Here is a 17,067-nt window from a genome sequence, read left to right on the forward strand (position 1 = left end):
TGTCGCCGCCCGATCGGCCCGGATGGCGAAATCGGTAGACGCAGCGGACTTAAAATCCGCCACCCGCAAGGGTATGCCGGTTCGAGTCCGGCTCCGGGCACCACCGCGCAGCCGGCGAAACAGTCCGTACGTCTCGGTTTCTTGACGCCAGCGGGCGCAAGGTCGGCGCGACGGGTCCGGTTCTGCGGGCCCGGGAACCGGTGCCCCGCCTCCTCGCGGATCCATGGGCCGGAGTGTTCGACGCGATGCGTTGGACAGGCAGGGAGGACGCGCCATGCAGCGTCGAGCCATCCAGCTGTCCGTAGTGTTTGTGGCGGTGTTCGCCGTCGCGATGCCCTCGCGTGCCGAACAGGCCGACGCGACCATGGGTGTCGGCCTGCGCATCGTCGCGAGCGAAAGGACGACAGCGGATCCTGACGCGGCAGGGAACCGCAACCAGCCAGGCGCGGACAATGGCGTTGTGCTGGCGCATGGGCAGGTGGTCGCCCACGGCAAGCGTGCCCGGATCGAGCGCGTCCATGACCACGTGGGACGACCGATCGACGTGGTGACCTACTGAGCATCGATGCGATCGAGCTGGGCCGCCGCGTCGTGCAGCTTCGTTGATATGGCGTGAGCGGCGTGGCGTGACTCGCTCGATAAGGTGATGCGATGAATGCCTCCCCCGCACCCATCACCTGTCGACGCGACTCCCCCCCTTTCACGGGCGGTCGCCCCCTCCGATTCCAGCGCCTCGCCCTCGCACTGGCGGCGGCATTCGCGTGGCCGTCGGTGCACGCCGATCCCGCGTTCGATGGGTGCCTGGACGAGCTGGGCACCCGCGCCCGCGGCGAGGGCATTTCGTCCAGCGTGTTCGATGCCCACGTGCGCACCGTGACGCCCGATCCATCGCTGCTTGGACTGCTCAATGCACAACCCGAATTCACCACGCCGATCTGGGATTACCTGGCCGGGCTGGTCGACGATGAGCGCGTCGCCGACGGCCGCCGCATGCTGGCCGAGCATGCGGACGCGCTTGCGCGCGTCGAAGCCGAGTACGGCGTCGATCCTGAAACCGTCGTTGCGGTGTGGGGTGTGGAGAGCGACTACGGCAACACGTTCGGCAAGCGGCCGTTGCTGACCTCGCTCACCACGCTGTCGTGCATGGGGCGGCGGCAGTCGTTCTTCCGCGGCGAACTCATCGACACGCTGCGCATCATCCAGTCCGGCGATGTCGCCGCCGACCGGCTGGTGGGTTCGTGGGCGGGCGCGTTCGGCCACACCCAGTTCATGCCGTCGACCTACCGCCGCATTGCGGTGGATTTCGATGGCGACGGCCGGCGCGACCTAGTCGGAAGCATTCCGGACGCGCTGGCGTCAACGGCCAACTACCTCAAGCGGTCCGGCTGGCGAACCGGGCAGCCATGGGGCTTTGAAGTCCGCCTGCCGGCCGGGTTCGACGGCCCCTCGGGTCGCACCAACCGGCGTCCGTTGTCGGAGTGGCGGGGGCGTGGCATCACCCGTGTCGACGGTGGCGCGATCGGGTTGCCAGGCGACACCCGCGCGGCGCTGTTCCAGCCGGCCGGCGCATCCGGCCCCTCGTTCCTCGTGTTCAAGAATTTCGACGCGATCTACAGCTACAACGCCGCCGAGAGCTACGCGCTGGCGATCGCGCACCTGTCGGATCGGCTGAGGGGTGGCGGTGCGTTCGCGACGGCGTGGCCCACCGCGGACGCCGGGCTGTCGCGCGTCGAGCGCCGTGAGGTGCAAACGCTGTTGCTTGCGCGCGGCCACGACATCGGCGAGGTCGACGGCATGATCGGCAGCGCAACGCGCGCGGCGATCAAGCTGGAGCAGGCGAAGCTTGGCATCACCCCAATTGACGGGCGCGCCGGTCAGCGCATGCTCCGGGCCTTGCGCGCCGCGGCACCTGGGGCGGCCACCCCCTCGGAGTGACGCCGCACCAACCCCGCCCCGCGCGCCGCTATCCTGACCGCACTCTCGGAACCGGGTCCACCGACGCATGATGCGATATGCCGCCTATGCCGCCAGCGTGGTGCTGGCGATCCTGGCCATTGGCCTGGCGCTGTTCGACCCGCGATGGATGTGGGCCGTCGTCGTGTTTGGCGGACTGGCTGCGCTGGGCACGTGGGATCTGGTCCAGACGCGCAGCACGTTGCGACGGGTGTATCCATTGCTGGCGCATTTCCGCTACGGCCTGGAGTCGATCGGCCCGGAAATGCGGCAGTACTTCATCGAGTCCGATACCGCCGAAACCCCGTTTTCAAGGCAGCAGCGTGCGCTGGTCTACCAGCGAGCCAAGTCGGTCAACGACACCCGTCCGTTCGGCACGCTGCACGATGTGTACGGCGTGGACTACGAGTGGATCAACCACTCCATGGCGCCGACGCCGCACGACACCCACGACTTCCGCGTCACCATCGGCGAGCGCACCGCGCAGCCGTATTCGGCCAGCGTGTTCAACATCTCGGCGATGAGCTTCGGCTCGCTGTCGGCCAACGCCATCCGCGCCTTGAACAAGGGCGCGAAGCTGGGCGGCTTCTACCATGACACCGGCGAGGGCTCGATTTCGCCCTACCACCGCGAGCACGGTGGCGACCTGGTGTGGGAGATCGGCTCGGGCTACTTCGGTTGCCGCGCCGACGACGGCGGTTTCAGTGAGGAGCGCTTCGCGGCCAACGCCAACGATCCGCAAGTGAAGATGATCGAGATCAAGCTGTCGCAGGGCGCCAAGCCCGGCCACGGTGGTGTGTTGCCGGCGCCCAAGGTCACGCCGGAAATCGCGGTCACGCGCGGCGTACCGGAATGGGTGGAGTGCGTGTCGCCGGCGCGGCATTCGGAGTTCGACACGCCGCGCGGGCTGCTGGCGTTCGTATCCCGGCTGCGCGAGCTGTCAGGCGGCAAGCCCGTCGGATTCAAGCTCGCGATCGGGCACCCGTGGGAGTGGTTGGGCATCGCCAAGGCCATGCACGAGACCGGCGAGTTGCCGGACTTCATCGTGGTCGACGGTGCCGAGGGCGGCACCGGCGCGTCACCGGCCGAGTTCATCGACCATGTCGGCGTGCCGATGCACGAGGCGCTGATGCTGGTGCACAACACGCTGGTCGGGCTGGACCTGCGCGACCGCATCAAGCTGGGGGCGGCGGGACGCATCACCAGCGCGTTCGACATCGCCCGGACCATGGCGATGGGCGCGGACTGGTGCAACGCGGGGCGCGGCTACATGTTCGCGCTGGGCTGCATCCAGTCGCTCAGCTGCCACACCGATACCTGCCCGACAGGCGTTGCCACGCAGGACCCGAAGCGCTGGCGGGCGTTGGACGTACCCGACAAGGGGGCGCGCGTGCGCAACTACCACCACAACACCCTGCTGGCGCTGCGTGACCTGATCTGCGCGGCGGGGCTGGAGCACCCGAGCCAGATCGGGCCCGAGCACATCCTGCGACGCGTCAACCCGACCGAAGTGCGCTCGCTGGCCGCGCTCTACCGGTTCCTGCAGCCCGGCGACCTGCTGGGCGATGCGATGCCCGAACACGCGGTGTTCCGTTCGTTCTGGGCGAGTGCGCGCAGCGATTCGTTCGCGCCGCCCGATCAGGTGCGGCGGATGCGCGAGAGCAAGTCGATCTGACTTGCGGCGTTGTGGGGTGAATGGGGCAGGGTGCCCGGATTCAGTCCAGCAGCTCCAGCACACGCTCGGGCGGACGCCCGACCACGGCGCGTCCGTCACTGCGCAACAGCACCGGTCGTTCGATCAGGCGGGGATGTGCGTGCATCGCCGCGATGATGGCGGCGTCGTCCAGCGAAGGGTCGTCCAGGCCCAGTTCGGCGTATTCGGCTTCGCCCGTTCGCAGCAAGTCGCGGGGCGTGATGCCCAGGGCTGCGACGGCCGCGTGCAAATCATCCGACGAAGGCGGCGCGTCCAAGTAGTGGACAACGCGTGGCGCGATGCCACGCGCGGTCAGCAGCTCGAGAGCCGCGCGCGACTTGGAGCAGCGCGGGTTGTGCCACAGGCACAGGTCGGGGCGGTCGACGGGCATGGCGGGCTCCCTGAAACGACGAAGGCCGGCTTGCGCCGGCCTGGTCTGGAACGTGGTGGGCGGTGCAGGGATCGAACCTGCGACCCTTGCCGTGTGAAGGCAATGCTCTACCGCTGAGCTAACCGCCCGGTGATTCGGGGCGCGCAGTATAGCCACGGGTCCCGGGTTTTCCAATAGCAATAGCGGGGTCCTCCCATCGCGCGGCGGTGTCAGGCCGGTGGAGGCGCGCCGCCGTTCGCTGGGGGAGCCACCACGCGCTTGACCGCCGCCACCAGCGCCTCGTGCGTGGCGGGTTTGGCGACGTGCCCGTCATAGCCGGCGTCCATGGCCTTCTGCCGGTCCGCGTCCGTGGCGAATGCGGTGAGGGCGATGGCCGGCAGCGCGCGGATCGCAGGATTGCCGTGGGCGCGGACCTGCTGCATCAGCCAGTACCCGTCGCGGCCCGGCATGCCGATATCGCTGACCAGGACATCGGGCCGCACGCGGTCGAGCGCCGCAAGCGCCTCGTCGGCGCTGGCCGCGCTCACCACCTCGGCACCGTGGCTGGCGAAGACATGGCGCAGGTACTCACGCGCATCATCGTTGTCTTCCACCGACAGCACGCGCACGTCGGTGAGCGGGACATCGGCGATACCCAGCGGCTCCTGCGGAAGCGCACTGGACCTGGGCGCCGACGGTGCACTGGACGCGGCATCGACGTGGCGCGGCAGCGTGATCGTGAAGCAGGCGCCGTGGCCCAAGCCCGCGCTCTGCGCCTCGATCTCGCCACCGTGCAGTTCGACCAGCTGGCGCACGATCGCCAGCCCCAACCCCAGGCCGCCATGCGGGCGGGTGACGCTGCTGTCGGCCTGACGGAAGCGGTCGAAGACGTAGGGCAGGAAGTCCGGTGCGATGCCCGGGCCGGTGTCGGACACGCGCAACTCGACGTGGTCGGCGTGGGCGTGGGCTTCGATGCGGACCACACCGCCGGCGGGCGTGAACTTCACCGCGTTCGACAGCAGGTTCCACAGCACCTGCTGCAGGCGGTGCGGGTCGGCGCTCAGCGTCAGGCCCTTGGGTACGGCATTGGAAACGATGATCCGCTTGGCATCGGCGGCGACCTGCACGGCGGCGATCGCGTCATCGACCACGCCATCCAGCGCGACCTGCTCCGGATGCAGGCGGATCTTGCCGGAGATGATCCGGCTCATGTCCAGCAGGTCGTCGATGATGCGGGTCATCGCCGCCGCGCTGCGCTCGATCACGCGCGCGGCGTCGGTGACCTGCGGGTTGTCGGGCGCGATGCGTTGCAGCACCTGCGCCCAGCCCGTGATGGGTGTCATCGGCGTACGCAGTTCGTGCGAGACGGTGGCCAGGAACTCGTCCTTCAGGCGGCTGGCGGTCAGCGCCTGCTGGCGCGATTCGCGCAGGTCGCGGTCCTGGCGCTGGATCTCGCCGAGCATTTCGTTGAACGTCTCGGTGAAGCGCGCCACCTCGTCGTTGCCCTTGACCTGCGCACGTAGCGAGTAGTCGCGCGTCTGCGAAACCTGTCGCGCGGTCTGGTCGAGCAGTTCCAGCCGCCGCACCAGCAGTCGCGCACCCTTGCGGGCCGCCAGCGCGCTCAACAGCAGCGCCACCACGCACGTCCCGGCCGCCCACAGCAGGTTGCGCAGCAGCAGCTGGCGCAGGCCGGACAGGTCGTACACCACCTGCAGCGTGCCCAACTGGTCCTGGCGCTCGCCCACGGGCAGGCTGACCACAAATACGCCCAACGCGCTGTGCTCGCCGGCGCGCGTGTCCAGCGGCATCCGCTCGACGAACCCTTCGCGCGCGAACCGCGCGAACACCGTGCCGGCGTTGTCAAACAGCGTGGCCGACGACACGTCCGGCAACGTGCTGAAGCCGTTCACCACCTCGTCGGCGGTGTCCGGGTCGCCGAAGGCGAGCGGCGCGGCGGCATCGATCGCGGCCAGGCGCGCCTGCGTGCGAAGCGACTGGAACGTGGTCTCGCGCACCTGCACGTGGTTGGACGCGGCCAGCGCCGCCGACACCAGCAGGATCACCGTCGCGCTGGTCAGCAACACCAGCAATGTGATGCGGTCGGCCAGGGACGATTCGCGGACCGGGGCGGCGGTGTGCATCAGCGCCGGCGTCCCTGTGGCTGTGCCAGCTTCAGGACCTTCGCGCTGACGGTCAGTCCGCTGTGCTGGATCGCCGCGACATTGGCGGTGAACTCCATCCGCCGGCCGGCCCGGGCCAGGCCGAGCATGCCGCCATCGCGGGTGAAGTCCTGGCCCTGGCCGACGGTCAGCACGCTGGCGCCGTCGATGCGCGGCAGCAACTGCTGCGGGGTGACCTTCGCCGAGCCGTGGACGAACACGACGTGGCTGCGACGCAGGTCGTCAGTGGCGTTGGCCTGGCGCAGGCTGGACACCTGCTGCACGCGGATGCGCCGTCCCTGGATCTCGCCGGCGGCGCTGGCCACCTCGCGCACGGCGTCCACCACGTCGTTGTCGCCCAGCACGGTCAGCACATAGGGCGAGGCGGGCGAGGGGAACCGCGGCGGCGGCCATTGGGTGAAGCGCACGAAGTTCACCAGGAACGCGGCCTCCAGCTGGACCTCGGCGTCAGGTGCCGGCTGCGCGTCCGCGCGACCGGCGAACGCCAGGCCCAACAGAAGCGATGCCGCGCCCAGGCGCAGGCGCAGGGGAACAAGGCCGGGGAGGGCGATCATTCGAAGCCCACCGTGACCTGTGCAAACACGCCACGCGGCACCTGCGCGCCAGAGGCCTCGGAGTGGCCCGATTCAAGCAGGTTCTGCCCCCAGACCGCCAACGACGTGTGGTCCCACGGGCGCCAGGTCAGGCCCAGGTCGAGCCGCGTGTAGTCCTCCACGCCCAGGAACGGCACCTCGTCGACGTAGTAGGCGGCCGCGTTGAATTCCACGGTGTCGGCCAGGTCCAGGTAGGAGCGCAACTGCGCCTGCTGCTCCGGCGTGCCGGTTTCGTCGAACGCCAGCACCGGCCCTTCGATGTCGGTCTCCAGCCGGCTGTAGGACGCTTCCATCCGCCAGTTGTCGGTCCAGCGCGCCGAGACACTGATGTCGCCGCCCCAGGTCGCGCCGCGCGCCTGGTCGGAGAACGTACCGATGATGGTCGGCGGCACGCCCACCAGCTGGCGGTAGTCGTTGTAGAAGACGGTGGTGTCCACTGCGATGCGCGGCGACAGCTGGATGCGGTGGCCCAGCTCGTAGGCGAGCAGTTCCTCGGCCGGCAAGTCGTCGTTGCCGCCCAGTCCAAGCGGCACGATCACGCCGTTGGCCTGGCCGGTGGTCAGCAGGCCTACGTCGGCGTAGGAGAAGACCAGCAGGCCGTCCTCCTCGAAGCGGGACGGCACGCGCACCGGGCGCGACACCGCGGCCCAGAACGTCTGCTCCGGCGAAGGCGTCCACCACGCGCGTACGCTCGGCTGGAACTGCACGCCGACGAAGTCATGGTCGGTCACCTTGGAGCCGACCATCAGGAACAGCGTGTCCTCGACCAGCTCGGAGGTGTTCTGCGCGAACACGTTCAGCGTCGACCACGAGCGCGAGCGCGGCTCGAACAGCAGCGACGTGCCCGGCGTGGTGTCGTCGCTGGTCCAGTTCCAGTTCGCGCCCCAGATCAGCTGCTGGCGCTCGCCCCATGTCTTCCAGTTGCGGTACTCGATGTTGGTGTTGATGCGTTCCACGCCGAAGCGCAGGTTGCTGCGCTCGGTCTGGTCGGCGTAGGCCAGCAGGGACCAGCCGGCCTCGGCCGACGGCGCATGGCCGACGCGTGCCATCAGGTGCGCGCCGTTGACCGTGTCCTCGCCGCTGACGACCTCGAACTGGTTGTGCACGCCCGGCACCGGCACGCGCACGGTGAAATCGGCGGTGGGGTGGGTGTATGCCTCGGCCTGGACGGAGGCATCCATCGCCTCGTCGACCAGTCCGTCCCAGCGCACGCCGGCGCGCACGGTGGACCAGTCGTCGTTGATGCCGGCGCCGGCCGCGTTCTCGAATTCCTCGTGGGCGGCGTAGCTGGCCCACATCCGCAGCGCCGAGTCCTCGCCGGTGCTCACGCCGTGGCGCAGCAGGGCGCGCTGTTCGCCGTGCGTGCCGGCCCCGGCCTGCACCAGCGTGCCCAGGGTGGTGCGCGCGTCCTTGGTGATGACGTTGACCACGCCGTTCATGGCATTGACGCCCCACAGGGTGGCGCCCGGGCCGCGGATGACTTCGATCCGGTCCACGTCGGCCAGCGGGATGTCGACGGCGTCCCAGAACGTCGCCGAGATCAGCGGGTCGTACACCAGTCGGCCGTCGATCAGCACCAGGTAGCGGTTGGCTGTGAGCGAGGAGCCGGTCAGGCCGCGCGAACCCACCGTCCAGCTGCTGGCGTTGACGCGCGCCACGAACATCCCCGGCACCAGCCGCAAGGCCTCCGGCAGCGTGCGGTGGCCGGAGCGGCGAATGTCGTCGCCGGTCAGCACCGTCATCGCCGCGGCCGTCGTGAACTGCGACGCGCTCGTGCCGGCCAGGCTGGTGACCTCGGTCTGCAGCAGCTCTTCCAGGCTCATGTTGGCCAGCCGCACCACGTCCTGGCTGGCCACGCCGCTGGCCACGGCCGGGCCGGACAGGGTCAATGCGATGGCAGCAGCGATCACGGTGCGATTGAAGCGGGTCGGCATGCGGCGGGCCTTGCGTGGATGGCCGGGAAGTATGGCGCGGCGCATCGCGGGCAGCCAGACATAACGATGTGGGTCAGCCCGGACTGCGACATAGGCCTGGTGCGGGCGGTTCAGGCGACGCCACCGTGTTCAGGCCCGGGTTACCCGCTGCGAGTGCGTGTGGCAGCGTGCCGAGGCACCGCATGGCACCATGGCCGCCATGTCCGCGCCCGATTCAATCGACCTGGCCCGCCTCAGGCGCAGTTGCGCCAAGTGCTCTCTCCAGCAGCTGTGCCTGCCGGCCGGCGTCAGCGCCCGCGAGCTGGAGCAGCTTGAACGCATCGTCCAGCGCAACCGGCACGTCGGCCGCGGCGAGCGCCTGTTCTGGCCGGGCGCGCCGCTTACGGGTGTCTTCGTTGCCCGTGAGGGCGCCTTCAAGACCACCGTGCTGGACGAGTCCGGCGAGGAGCAGGTGCTGGGTTTCCACCTGCCCGGCGAGGTCATCGGCCTGGATGCGATGGGCACCGGCGTGCACCGCTGCGAGGCCGTGGCACTGGGCGAGGCGCAGGTCTGCGAGATCCCGTTCGACCAGCTGACGACGGTGGCCGCGCAGTTGCCGTCGCTGCAGCAGCAGTTGATGCGCGTGATCGGCCAGGGCGTTGACCGTGACCAGGACCACCTGGGCGTGCTGGTCCGGCGACAGGCCAACGAGCGCGTCGCGCTGTTCCTGCACGGCCTGGGCGAGCGCCTTCGCACGGTGGGGCTTTCGTCCTCGCGCTTCCGCCTGCCGATGAGCCGCGAGGACATCGCGCGCTATCTCGGACTCGCGCTGGAAACGGTCAGCCGCGGGTTTACCCGGCTGCAGGACGACGGTGTCATCGAGGTGACCGGCCGCCAGGTCGAGGTGCTGGATCCGGAGCGGCTCACGCGCATGGCGCACGGGGCCGAAGAAGAACGCAACGCGCGACGCGGCCGCGCCTGACGCCGCTTACCGCGGCGGCGCGCATCCCAGCGCGTGCAGCACCGGTCCGATATGGGGCAGGGCGACCAGCCAGGGTGCTGCCATCGTCAGCACCCCCATTCCGATGATGGCGACGCCGCCCCAGCGCCGCGTCGCGGCGGCGTGGCGACCCTGCAGGGCGCGGGCGCCGGTCCAGGCCAAGGGGACCATCAGCGGCAGCGTCCCCAGCCCGAACGCCGCCATCGTCAGCGCGCCATTGCGGGCATCGGCCTGCAGCCATGCCGCGACCAGCAACGTGCCGCTCAGGCCGCACGGCAGCCAGCCCCACAAGGCGCCCAGCCCGATTCTCTTCCATGCCCGGTCCGCAGGCAGCAGGCCACGCTGCAGGGGCCGCAGCCTGTTCCAGAGCGCGGCGCCCGATTGTGCCCCCGGCAGCGGCACGCGGCGCTTCGACCACAGGCTCCAGCCGATCGCGACCATGACCGCGCCCAGCAGCAATCGCAGGGCCGGCCCCAGCCACTCCATCCGCGCGATGTCGACGATGCCGTGGCCCACGCCACCTGCAACCGCGCCGGCGACGGCATAACCGGTGACGCGGCCCAGATTGGCCTGCACCGCGGCTGCAAGACTTCCGCCGCCCATGCTCGACAGCCCGGTGGCGATGCCGCCGCACATCGCGGCGCAGTGCAGCCCGCCGAGCATGCCGGCGCCGGCAGCGGCCAACAGGGTCAGCCAGTCAATCGGCATCGGTGTCACGTGCCGGTGGCAATGGGGCCTCGCGCGGGTCATCGCACAGGATGTCCAGCGAAGGCGTATCCAGGTCGTCGAACTGGCCGCGTCGTACCGCCCACACGAACGCCCACACCGCCACCCCCAGCAGCACCAGGCTGATCGGGACCAGCATCAGCAGGATGCTCACGCGGCCACCCCCGGTACGCGCCCCGGCCGCGACAGTCGCAACGCGTTGCCCACGACCAGAAGAGATGACGCCGCCATGCCGAGCGCGGCCAGCCACGGCGTGACCAGGCCGGCGGCGGCAAGCGGAATGGCGATGACGTTGTAGGCCAGCGCCCATGCCAGGTTCTGTCGGATCACCGTGCGTGTCCGCCGCGCGACCTCGATGGCCTGCGGAATGCGGACCAGCGAATCGCCCTGGAGGACCAGGTCGGCCGCGCGCTGCGCCAGTGGAGCGCCCCGACCCATGGCAATCGACACATCCGCGCCGCCCAGCACCGGCGCGTCGTTGAGCCCGTCACCCACCATGGCCACGACACGGCCACCGGCCTGCAGTGCACGGACCATCGCGAGCTTGGCTTCCGGCGACTGTCGCGAGGCGGGCGAGGCAATGGCCAACGCCCGCGCGAGCGCGTCCACCGGCCCTTCCGCATCACCGCTGGCCATCCGCACCGTCAGATCGAGCGCGCCCAGTGACTCGACCGCGGCCAAGGCGTCGGGTCGCGCGGCGTCGTGCACCTCGAAGCGCGCCAGCGCGTGGTGGCCGTCCCCGAGCCAGATGGCGCCGTCATCGACCCGGTTAGCCGCGAACGGCGCCTGGCCAATGCGCAGCGGCTGACCATCGACACGTCCCGCTATGCCCTGGCCAGGCACGCGGACCAGCTCGGAGGCGATGACGCATGGCCGCGGGCTGGGGAACGCGGTAGCCAGCGGGTGGCCGCTGGCGTGCTCGAGCGCGCCAGCGAGCTCGAGCGCACGCGCAGGCGTGACGCCGTCGGCAAGGTCCGTGCGTACCAGCGACGGGCGCCCCATCGTGAGCGTCCCTGTCTTGTCGAAGACGATGTCGGTCGCCGCGGCCAGCCGGTCGAGGGCGCGATCGGTCAGCGTGAGCACGCCAAGGCGCGAGAGCTGGCCTTGCGCGGTCGCCAGTGCGGCAGGCACGGCCAATGCCAACGCGCACGGGCAGCTGATCACCAGCAGCGCGAGGGTGACCTCCAATGCACGTTCGGGCGCATGCCACTGCCAGCCCAGGTACACAACGACCGCAGTCACCAGCAGCGCGGCAACGAAGCGGTGCGCGATGCGTTCGCCGGTCACCGCCAGGGCCGGACGCATCGCCTGGGCGTGCTCCACCAGCCGCGCCAGCTCCGACAGGCGCGTGGCTGCGCCGGTTCCGGTCACACGCATGCGCAGTGGCTGGTGGCGCGCGCTGCTGCCGGCGTACACCAGTTGTCCCGCTTCACGCGTCACCGGCGCCGACTCGCCTGTGAGCAGGGATTCCTCGACTAGCGCATCGGCCAGCAGCACGCCGTCGGCGGGGACAACCGCACCAACGCTGACGCCGATGATGTCGCCGGGCACCAGCGCGTGTGTCGGCACGTTTTCGACCGAACCATCCGCGCGCTCGCGCAGTGCGAACGCCGGCCGCGCACGGGCCAGCGTGTCGACCTGGGCGCTCGCCATTCGCCGCGCACGCTGCTCCAGCATGCGTGCACCCAGCAGCAGGAAGACGAACATCACGGCGGCGTCGTACCAGACGTGCGGGCCACCGCGCACCGTCTCGACCACGCTGGCGCCCCACGCCAACAGGGTCGAGCCGGCCACCAGAGTGTCCATGCCCAGCCGGCGCAGGCGCCACTCGCGCCACGCACCGAAAATGAAGGGCCAGCCTGCATAGAAGACCACCGGCGTCGACACCAGCAGCGTGATCCAGCGGAAGAAGTCGCGCGTGGCCAGCGGCATCGACGCGTTGAAATCCAGGTACAGCGCCTCGGCCAGCATCATCGCCTGCATCGCGCCCAGCCCCGCGATGCCCAGGCGCAGCAGGTCGCGGTTGCGGGTGCGGCGGCGTGCATCCTCGGCGGCCGTTCCGGTGGCCAGTGAGGGCGCGTATCCCAGCGCCGCCATGCGTTGCACGACGTGCGACAGGCGGGTTCGCGCGGGATCCCACGCCACGCGCACGCGGCCGGTCACCGCATTGGCCGACACCGATGCCACGCCCGCCTCGCGGTGCAGGGCCCGGTCGATCAGCCATGCGCATGCCGCGCAGCGCATACCGTCGGTCAGCAGCGTCGTTTCCAGGTTGTCGTCGCGACTGACGACGTGTTCGGCGTGGATCTCGGGGCGGTCCCACAGGTCGAACTGCGCCGGGTCCAACTCCGGGGAGACGCGTCCGGCCGGTGCATCGCGCAGGCGGTAGTAATCGTCCAGCCCGGCTTCGCGGATCCAGGCCGAGGCGGCCGCGCAGCCTTCGCAGCAGAAGCTGTCGGTGGCGCGGGGCAGGGCGTCGCCGCAATGCGCGCACATGCCTGTAGCGGCAGTGGTCGCCGATGCCAGCGCGCCGCTCACTGCCGCGTTCACCGTCCGGCCGGGCCCTTCAACGCCGGTTGCACGACCGCGGCCAGCGTCCCTTCGTCGAGCCGTCCCTGCAGCCGCCATGTCGCCGCGTCGTCCTGCAGGACAAGGTTCCACGCGCCCGCGGTGATCGCATCGGTGTCGATCGCGTCCGAACGCCAACCCGCATCGCTGCGCTGCAACTCAAGGCGCCGGTCGGAGGCCTGCGCGGCCGGATGCACCAGCGTGAGCACCAGCGCGGCCTCCTCCGGGAAATCGCCGGCCGCCGGGATCACGTCCACGAATCCGAGCTCGCGGTCCACGCGCACAACGGCGCGCAGCTGGAGTTGCGCCGCGCGGGCATCGGGGCCGAGGTCGGCCATTTGCACCTGCGCGGTGCGCCGGACCTCCTCGGGTACGGCGTCGCTACCGCCGCTTCGCACGCTGACCACGATCAGGCCCACGCCCGCGACGATGGCCACCAGCGGCAGGCCAATGACCAGCCAGATGACGGGATTGCGCCAGTGGGAGAAGAACGAGCTCATTGCATGGGTCCAAACCAGGTGGTGTCGACATCTGCACGTGCTTCGCCATCGCGGGACTGCACGACGATTTCGACATCGTGCCTCCCGCGCAACGTGCCTTGCCCGGTGACGGTGAGCGGGATCTCGGCGACCTGCTGGGCGGGCACGCTGACCGGTTGGACCGGCTGCAGTTCAAGGCCGGTGGCCGTGCTCGCCATCGAAATCACGTAGACCTCGTCTCCATCGGTCTTGTTGACCAGCTTCAAGGTATAGCCGTTCTCGATGCCGCCCACCGTCTCGCGGAACAGGGCATTACGGTCTCGCAGCACTTCGGCGATCAGCGGTTCGCGGTGGGTCACGCCCCACGTCCAGGCAACGATGAGCGCAAGCAGCGCCGCGCCGTACACCAGGATGCGGGGACGCAGGACCCGCGTGGGCTTGCCGTCGATCGCATTCTGGGTCGAGTAGCGGATCAGGCCGCGGGGGTAGCCCATGCGATCCATGACGTCGTTGCAGGCATCGATGCAGGCACCGCACGCAATGCATTCGTACTGGAGGCCATTGCGGATGTCGATGCCGGTCGGGCAGACCTGCACGCACAGCGTGCAGTCGATGCAGTCGCCCAGCTCCTCGGGGGGGAACTTCGGCAGCGGCTGGGCGGCAGCAACGACCGACTCGTAATCCACGTCCAGTCCCGCCTTGCCCTCGGCTTGCGCACGATTGTCCGCGGCGGTGGGATGGCGACCGGCCCGGAAGACGTAGTCGTAGGCGGTGAACTTGTCGAGCAGTCCGCGGGCTCGCTCCTGCACCCCCGACAGCAGCCCGCGCTTGCGCGGACCGCGCGGCTCACCGCGCATCGGGTCGTAGGCGATCAGCAGCGTGTTGCGGTCGAACATCGCGCTCTGGAAGCGTGCGTACGGGCACATGTACTTGCAGACCTGCTCGCGCAGGAAACCGGCATTGCCCCACGTGGCCAGCGCGTAGAACAGCACCCAGAACGTCTCCCAGCCGCCCCACTGGAACGGCCAGGCGCGCGCGCCGAGCTCGGTGATCGGGGTGAAGAAGCCCACGAACGTGAAGCCGGTCCAAAGCGCGAACACCAGCCACAGCACGTGCTTGGCCCCCTTGCGCGCAAGTTTCCCGGCTGACCACGGCGCCGCGTCCAGCTTCATGCGCTTGTTGCGGTCGCCTTCCGTCCAGCGCTCCATCCACAGGAACACTTCCGTCCAGACCGTCTGCGGGCAGGCGTAGCCGCACCACAGCCGCCCGGCCAGCGCGGTGAAGAAGAACAGCGCCAGTGCCGCGATGATCAGCAGCATCGCCAGGAACAGGAAGTCCTGCGGCCAGAAGGTCAGCCCGAAGACGTGGAACTTGCGTGCCGGCAGGTCGAACAGGACCGCCTGGCGGCCGTCCCACTGCAACCATGGGAAGACGTAGAACATGCCCAGCAGCCAGACCACCGCCAGCGTGCGCAGCTTGTCCAGCGGGCCCTTGACCTCGCGTGGATAGATCTTGCGCTCGCTGACGTAGAGGCTGTTGCTGCCGTCGTCGACGACCGAGAGGGGGATGGACCTGCTCACTGCTCAGCTTTCCGGCGGCAGTGCGCGGTTGAACCGTCGCGCCGGCCGCAGCAGCCACCAGGTGAACAGGCTGGAGGCGGATGTCGCCCCCCAGAACATGAAGAACCCGACCGTGTAGCCCAGCTCACGCGTCACCGCCCAGCCCGGCAGGGTGATGTCGCGCAGCGCCAGCGGGTCGACGAAGGCGAAGAACACCATCGTGCAGACGCCGGCGGCAAAAAAGCTCGGCCACAGGATCGCGCCCAGCCGCTGCGCGAGCGGGCGGGGCGGGTGGTCGATCTCCGTGCCGGGGCGCGGTGTGCTCATTCGGCGGTGTCTCCCGTGCCGGCCGCCTGCGTGTTGGACAGGGACCACACGTACGCCGCGACCAGTCGCGAGCGCGTCTCGCCCAGCCACTCGCCGTGTGCCGGCATCACCCCGTGGCGGCCATTGGAAATCGTCTCACGCAGGCTCGCCATCGACTTGCCGTACATCCAGTAGTCGTCGGTGAGGTCGGGCGCGCCGAGCGATGCATTGCCTTTGCCGTCGGCACCGTGGCAGGCGACGCACACACCGTCGAAGTACTTCTTGCCACGCACCGCGTCGAAGTCGCGCAGGGCGGCCGGGTCCGGGCTGGCCATCGCCAGCACGTAGCGCGCGGTCTGGTCGATCGCCTGCTCGCCGCCCATGCCGCGCAGCACGACGCCCCACGGCGGCATCACGCCTTCGCGGCCGTCCATGACGGTGGCCAGCACGTCTTCGGGCTGGCCGCCCCAGTGCCAGATGTCGTCGGCCAGGTTGGGGTAGCCGATGGCGCCCTGCGCGGACGAGCCGTGGCAGGTGGCGCAGGTGTTGGCGAAGATGCCGCGCCCCAGTGCGACCGCGCCGGGATCACGGGCCAGTTCCGGCAACGGCTTGCCGCGGTAGATCGCGAACGTCTCCTCCAGGCGCGCGTCCTGCCTGGACTTCTCCAGGTCGTGCTCGGCCTGCGAGGTCCAGCCGCCGTAACCGGCGAACGCACCCAGCCCCGGGTACCAGAGCAGGTAGCCGATGCTGAAGATGATCGTCAGGTAGAAGAGGTTGATCCACCAGCGGGGCAGCGGCTTGTTGTACTCGGTGATGTCGCCGTCCCAGACATGGCTGGTCTCGGTGGGCGCCGGGTCGCCGGGGCGGCGGCGCGCCGTCCACCACAGCAGCCACACGCAGCCCAGGATGTTGAACGCCACAAGGGCGATGACGTACCACGACCAACCCGCGCTCATCGCCGCGTCTCCTCGTCATCCAGCGGCAGGCGCGCCGCCTCGTCGAAGTCGCGCTTGCGGCGCGGACTCCAGGCCCAGATCCAGCCCACCACGAACGCCACCAGCAACACGGTGGTCACGATGCCCGACCACATATCAGCCACCCCCCGGTACGTTGCGACCCAGGTTCTGCAGGTAGGCGACCACCGCATCGAGCTCGGTCTTGCCGCGCACGTCGGCGGCGGCCTGCTCGATGTCGGCTTCCGAATACGGGTCGCCCAGCGTCTTGAGCGCACGCATCCGGCGGGTCACGTCCTCGCCGTCCACGTACGTCTCGGCCAGCCAGGGAAACGACGGCATGTTGGACTCGGGCACGACCGCGCGCGGGTCGACCAGGTGCACGCGGTGCCAGTCATCCGAGTACCGGCCGCCCACGCGCGCCAAGTCCGGACCGGTGCGCTTGGAACCCCACTGGAAGGGCCGGTCGTACACCGACTCGCCAGCCAGCGAATAGTGGCCGTAGCGCTCGGTCTCGAAGCGCAGCGTGCGCACCATCTGCGAGTGGCAGTTGTAGCAACCCTCGCGCACGTAGACGTCGCGACCGGCCAGCTGCAGGGCCGGGTAGGGCTCGACCCCAGGCAGCGGTTCGACGGCCTCGGCCTGGTACATCAGCGGCACGATCTCGGCCAGGCCGCCGAAGGACACGACCACCGCGATCAGCACCGCCATCAGGCCGACGTTCTTCTCGACCTTCTCGTGGCCGTGGCTGTTGTTGTTATCGCTCATACGATG

At 69.7% G+C, this 17,067-nt stretch carries 17 protein-coding genes and 2 tRNA genes; 5 read left to right on the plus strand and 14 right to left on the minus strand.

Annotated features, from left to right (window positions below; all coding sequences use genetic code 11):
• Nucleotides 1–16 precede the first annotated feature (16 nt).
• The 4 genes from K6753_RS10570 (at nt 17) to K6753_RS10585 (ending at nt 3,628) form a co-directional block, all read left to right on the plus strand.
• Nucleotides 17–103, plus strand: a tRNA-Leu gene (locus K6753_RS10570).
• A gap of 171 nt (nt 104–274) precedes the next feature.
• Complete coding sequence (locus tag K6753_RS10575) at nt 275–559, plus strand: hypothetical protein (protein ID WP_223676401.1); 285 nt, start codon at nt 275–277, stop codon at nt 557–559.
• A 92-nt stretch (nt 560–651) separates the two neighbouring features.
• The gene (locus K6753_RS10580; protein ID WP_223676402.1) at nt 652–1,935 is read left to right on the plus strand and encodes a lytic murein transglycosylase; all 1,284 of its coding nucleotides are present in this window, start codon (nt 652–654) and stop codon (nt 1,933–1,935) included.
• 67 nt (nt 1,936–2,002) lie between these two features.
• Entirely contained in the window at nt 2,003–3,628 is a 1,626-nt protein-coding gene (locus K6753_RS10585) for an FMN-binding glutamate synthase family protein (protein WP_223676403.1), read from the plus strand.
• 40 nt (nt 3,629–3,668) lie between these two features.
• Here K6753_RS10585 and arsC read toward each other — a convergent pair whose 3' ends face one another.
• The 5 genes from arsC to K6753_RS10610 all read right to left on the minus strand — a co-directional run bounded on the left by arsC (nt 3,669) and on the right by K6753_RS10610 (nt 8,723).
• Nucleotides 3,669–4,037: an arsenate reductase (glutaredoxin) gene (gene arsC, locus K6753_RS10590; RefSeq protein ID WP_223676404.1), complete on the minus strand. Its 369-nt coding sequence runs from the start codon at nt 4,035–4,037 to the stop codon at nt 3,669–3,671.
• 53 nt (nt 4,038–4,090) lie between these two features.
• Nucleotides 4,091–4,165: transfer RNA gene (locus K6753_RS10595), tRNA-Val, on the minus strand.
• An 81-nt stretch (nt 4,166–4,246) separates the two neighbouring features.
• A complete protein-coding gene (locus tag K6753_RS10600; RefSeq protein WP_223676405.1) occupies nt 4,247–6,157 on the minus strand; it encodes an ATP-binding protein in 1,911 nt (636 codons plus the stop codon).
• Nucleotides 6,157–6,750, minus strand: a complete 594-nt coding sequence (locus tag K6753_RS10605) for a YfiR family protein (RefSeq protein WP_223676406.1) — start codon at nt 6,748–6,750, stop codon at nt 6,157–6,159. Before K6753_RS10605 ends, K6753_RS10600 begins: the two co-directional genes overlap by 1 nt.
• Nucleotides 6,747–8,723 carry a TonB-dependent receptor plug domain-containing protein gene (locus K6753_RS10610; protein ID WP_223676407.1) on the minus strand — a complete coding sequence of 659 codons (1,977 nt, stop codon included), beginning with the start codon at nt 8,721–8,723 and terminating at the stop codon, nt 6,747–6,749. Before K6753_RS10610 ends, K6753_RS10605 begins: the two co-directional genes overlap by 4 nt.
• Before the next feature lie 190 nt (nt 8,724–8,913).
• Here K6753_RS10610 and K6753_RS10615 point away from each other — a divergent pair, with 190 nt between their 5' ends.
• Complete coding sequence (locus K6753_RS10615) at nt 8,914–9,684, plus strand: helix-turn-helix domain-containing protein (RefSeq protein ID WP_223676408.1); 771 nt, start codon at nt 8,914–8,916, stop codon at nt 9,682–9,684.
• Between the two features lie 6 nt (nt 9,685–9,690).
• Here K6753_RS10615 and K6753_RS10620 read toward each other — a convergent pair whose 3' ends face one another.
• The 9 genes from K6753_RS10620 to ccoO are packed head-to-tail and all read right to left on the minus strand — an operon-like array spanning nt 9,691 to nt 17,061.
• Nucleotides 9,691–10,410: a sulfite exporter TauE/SafE family protein gene (locus K6753_RS10620; protein WP_223676409.1), complete on the minus strand. Its 720-nt coding sequence runs from the start codon at nt 10,408–10,410 to the stop codon at nt 9,691–9,693.
• Nucleotides 10,400–10,582, minus strand: a complete 183-nt coding sequence (ccoS, locus tag K6753_RS10625) for a cbb3-type cytochrome oxidase assembly protein CcoS (protein ID WP_223676410.1) — start codon at nt 10,580–10,582, stop codon at nt 10,400–10,402. Before ccoS ends, K6753_RS10620 begins: the two co-directional genes overlap by 11 nt.
• Nucleotides 10,579–12,966: a heavy metal translocating P-type ATPase gene (locus K6753_RS10630; protein WP_223676411.1), complete on the minus strand. Its 2,388-nt coding sequence runs from the start codon at nt 12,964–12,966 to the stop codon at nt 10,579–10,581. The genes ccoS and K6753_RS10630 overlap by 4 nt, the downstream gene beginning before the upstream one ends.
• A gap of 8 nt (nt 12,967–12,974) precedes the next feature.
• Nucleotides 12,975–13,496: a FixH family protein gene (locus K6753_RS10635; RefSeq protein WP_223676412.1), complete on the minus strand. Its 522-nt coding sequence runs from the start codon at nt 13,494–13,496 to the stop codon at nt 12,975–12,977.
• Complete coding sequence (locus K6753_RS10640) at nt 13,493–15,055, minus strand: 4Fe-4S dicluster domain-containing protein (RefSeq protein WP_223676413.1); 1,563 nt, start codon at nt 15,053–15,055, stop codon at nt 13,493–13,495. The genes K6753_RS10635 and K6753_RS10640 overlap by 4 nt, the downstream gene beginning before the upstream one ends.
• Before the next feature lie 3 nt (nt 15,056–15,058).
• Nucleotides 15,059–15,361, minus strand: a complete 303-nt coding sequence (locus K6753_RS10645; protein ID WP_223676414.1) for a hypothetical protein — start codon at nt 15,359–15,361, stop codon at nt 15,059–15,061.
• A complete protein-coding gene (gene ccoP / locus K6753_RS10650; RefSeq protein ID WP_223676415.1) occupies nt 15,358–16,296 on the minus strand; it encodes a cytochrome-c oxidase, cbb3-type subunit III in 939 nt (312 codons plus the stop codon). Before ccoP ends, K6753_RS10645 begins: the two co-directional genes overlap by 4 nt.
• Nucleotides 16,293–16,430 carry a cbb3-type cytochrome oxidase subunit 3 gene (locus tag K6753_RS10655; RefSeq protein ID WP_223676488.1) on the minus strand — a complete coding sequence of 46 codons (138 nt, stop codon included), beginning with the start codon at nt 16,428–16,430 and terminating at the stop codon, nt 16,293–16,295. The genes ccoP and K6753_RS10655 overlap by 4 nt, the downstream gene beginning before the upstream one ends.
• A 1-nt stretch (nt 16,431) precedes the next feature.
• A complete protein-coding gene (gene ccoO, locus K6753_RS10660) occupies nt 16,432–17,061 on the minus strand; it encodes a cytochrome-c oxidase, cbb3-type subunit II (RefSeq protein WP_223676416.1) in 630 nt (209 codons plus the stop codon).
• Between the last annotated feature and the right edge of the window lie 6 nt (nt 17,062–17,067).

Source organism: Novilysobacter selenitireducens (genome assembly GCF_020026895.1).
Lineage (GTDB): Bacteria > Pseudomonadota > Gammaproteobacteria > Xanthomonadales > Xanthomonadaceae > Lysobacter_C > Lysobacter_C selenitireducens.

What these genes read in the sequence shown, in the direction of transcription:
- K6753_RS10575 (WP_223676401.1), top strand. Translation starts at nt 275, where the DNA reads ATGCAGCGTCGAGCCATCCAGCTGTCCGTAGTGTTTGTGGCGGTGTTC.
- K6753_RS10580 (WP_223676402.1), top strand. Translation starts at nt 652, where the DNA reads ATGAATGCCTCCCCCGCACCCATCACCTGTCGACGCGACTCCCCCCCT.
- K6753_RS10585 (WP_223676403.1), top strand. Translation starts at nt 2,003, where the DNA reads ATGATGCGATATGCCGCCTATGCCGCCAGCGTGGTGCTGGCGATCCTG.
- arsC (WP_223676404.1), bottom strand. Translation starts at nt 4,037, where the DNA reads ATGCCCGTCGACCGCCCCGACCTGTGCCTGTGGCACAACCCGCGCTGC.
- K6753_RS10600 (WP_223676405.1), bottom strand. Translation starts at nt 6,157, where the DNA reads ATGCACACCGCCGCCCCGGTCCGCGAATCGTCCCTGGCCGACCGCATC.
- K6753_RS10605 (WP_223676406.1), bottom strand. Translation starts at nt 6,750, where the DNA reads ATGATCGCCCTCCCCGGCCTTGTTCCCCTGCGCCTGCGCCTGGGCGCG.
- K6753_RS10610 (WP_223676407.1), bottom strand. Translation starts at nt 8,723, where the DNA reads ATGCCGACCCGCTTCAATCGCACCGTGATCGCTGCTGCCATCGCATTG.
- K6753_RS10615 (WP_223676408.1), top strand. Translation starts at nt 8,914, where the DNA reads ATGGCCGCCATGTCCGCGCCCGATTCAATCGACCTGGCCCGCCTCAGG.
- K6753_RS10620 (WP_223676409.1), bottom strand. Translation starts at nt 10,410, where the DNA reads ATGCCGATTGACTGGCTGACCCTGTTGGCCGCTGCCGGCGCCGGCATG.
- K6753_RS10635 (WP_223676412.1), bottom strand. Translation starts at nt 13,496, where the DNA reads ATGAGCTCGTTCTTCTCCCACTGGCGCAATCCCGTCATCTGGCTGGTC.
- K6753_RS10645 (WP_223676414.1), bottom strand. Translation starts at nt 15,361, where the DNA reads ATGAGCACACCGCGCCCCGGCACGGAGATCGACCACCCGCCCCGCCCG.
- ccoP (WP_223676415.1), bottom strand. Translation starts at nt 16,296, where the DNA reads ATGAGCGCGGGTTGGTCGTGGTACGTCATCGCCCTTGTGGCGTTCAAC.
- K6753_RS10655 (WP_223676488.1), bottom strand. Translation starts at nt 16,430, where the DNA reads ATGTGGTCGGGCATCGTGACCACCGTGTTGCTGGTGGCGTTCGTGGTG.
- ccoO (WP_223676416.1), bottom strand. Translation starts at nt 17,061, where the DNA reads ATGAGCGATAACAACAACAGCCACGGCCACGAGAAGGTCGAGAAGAAC.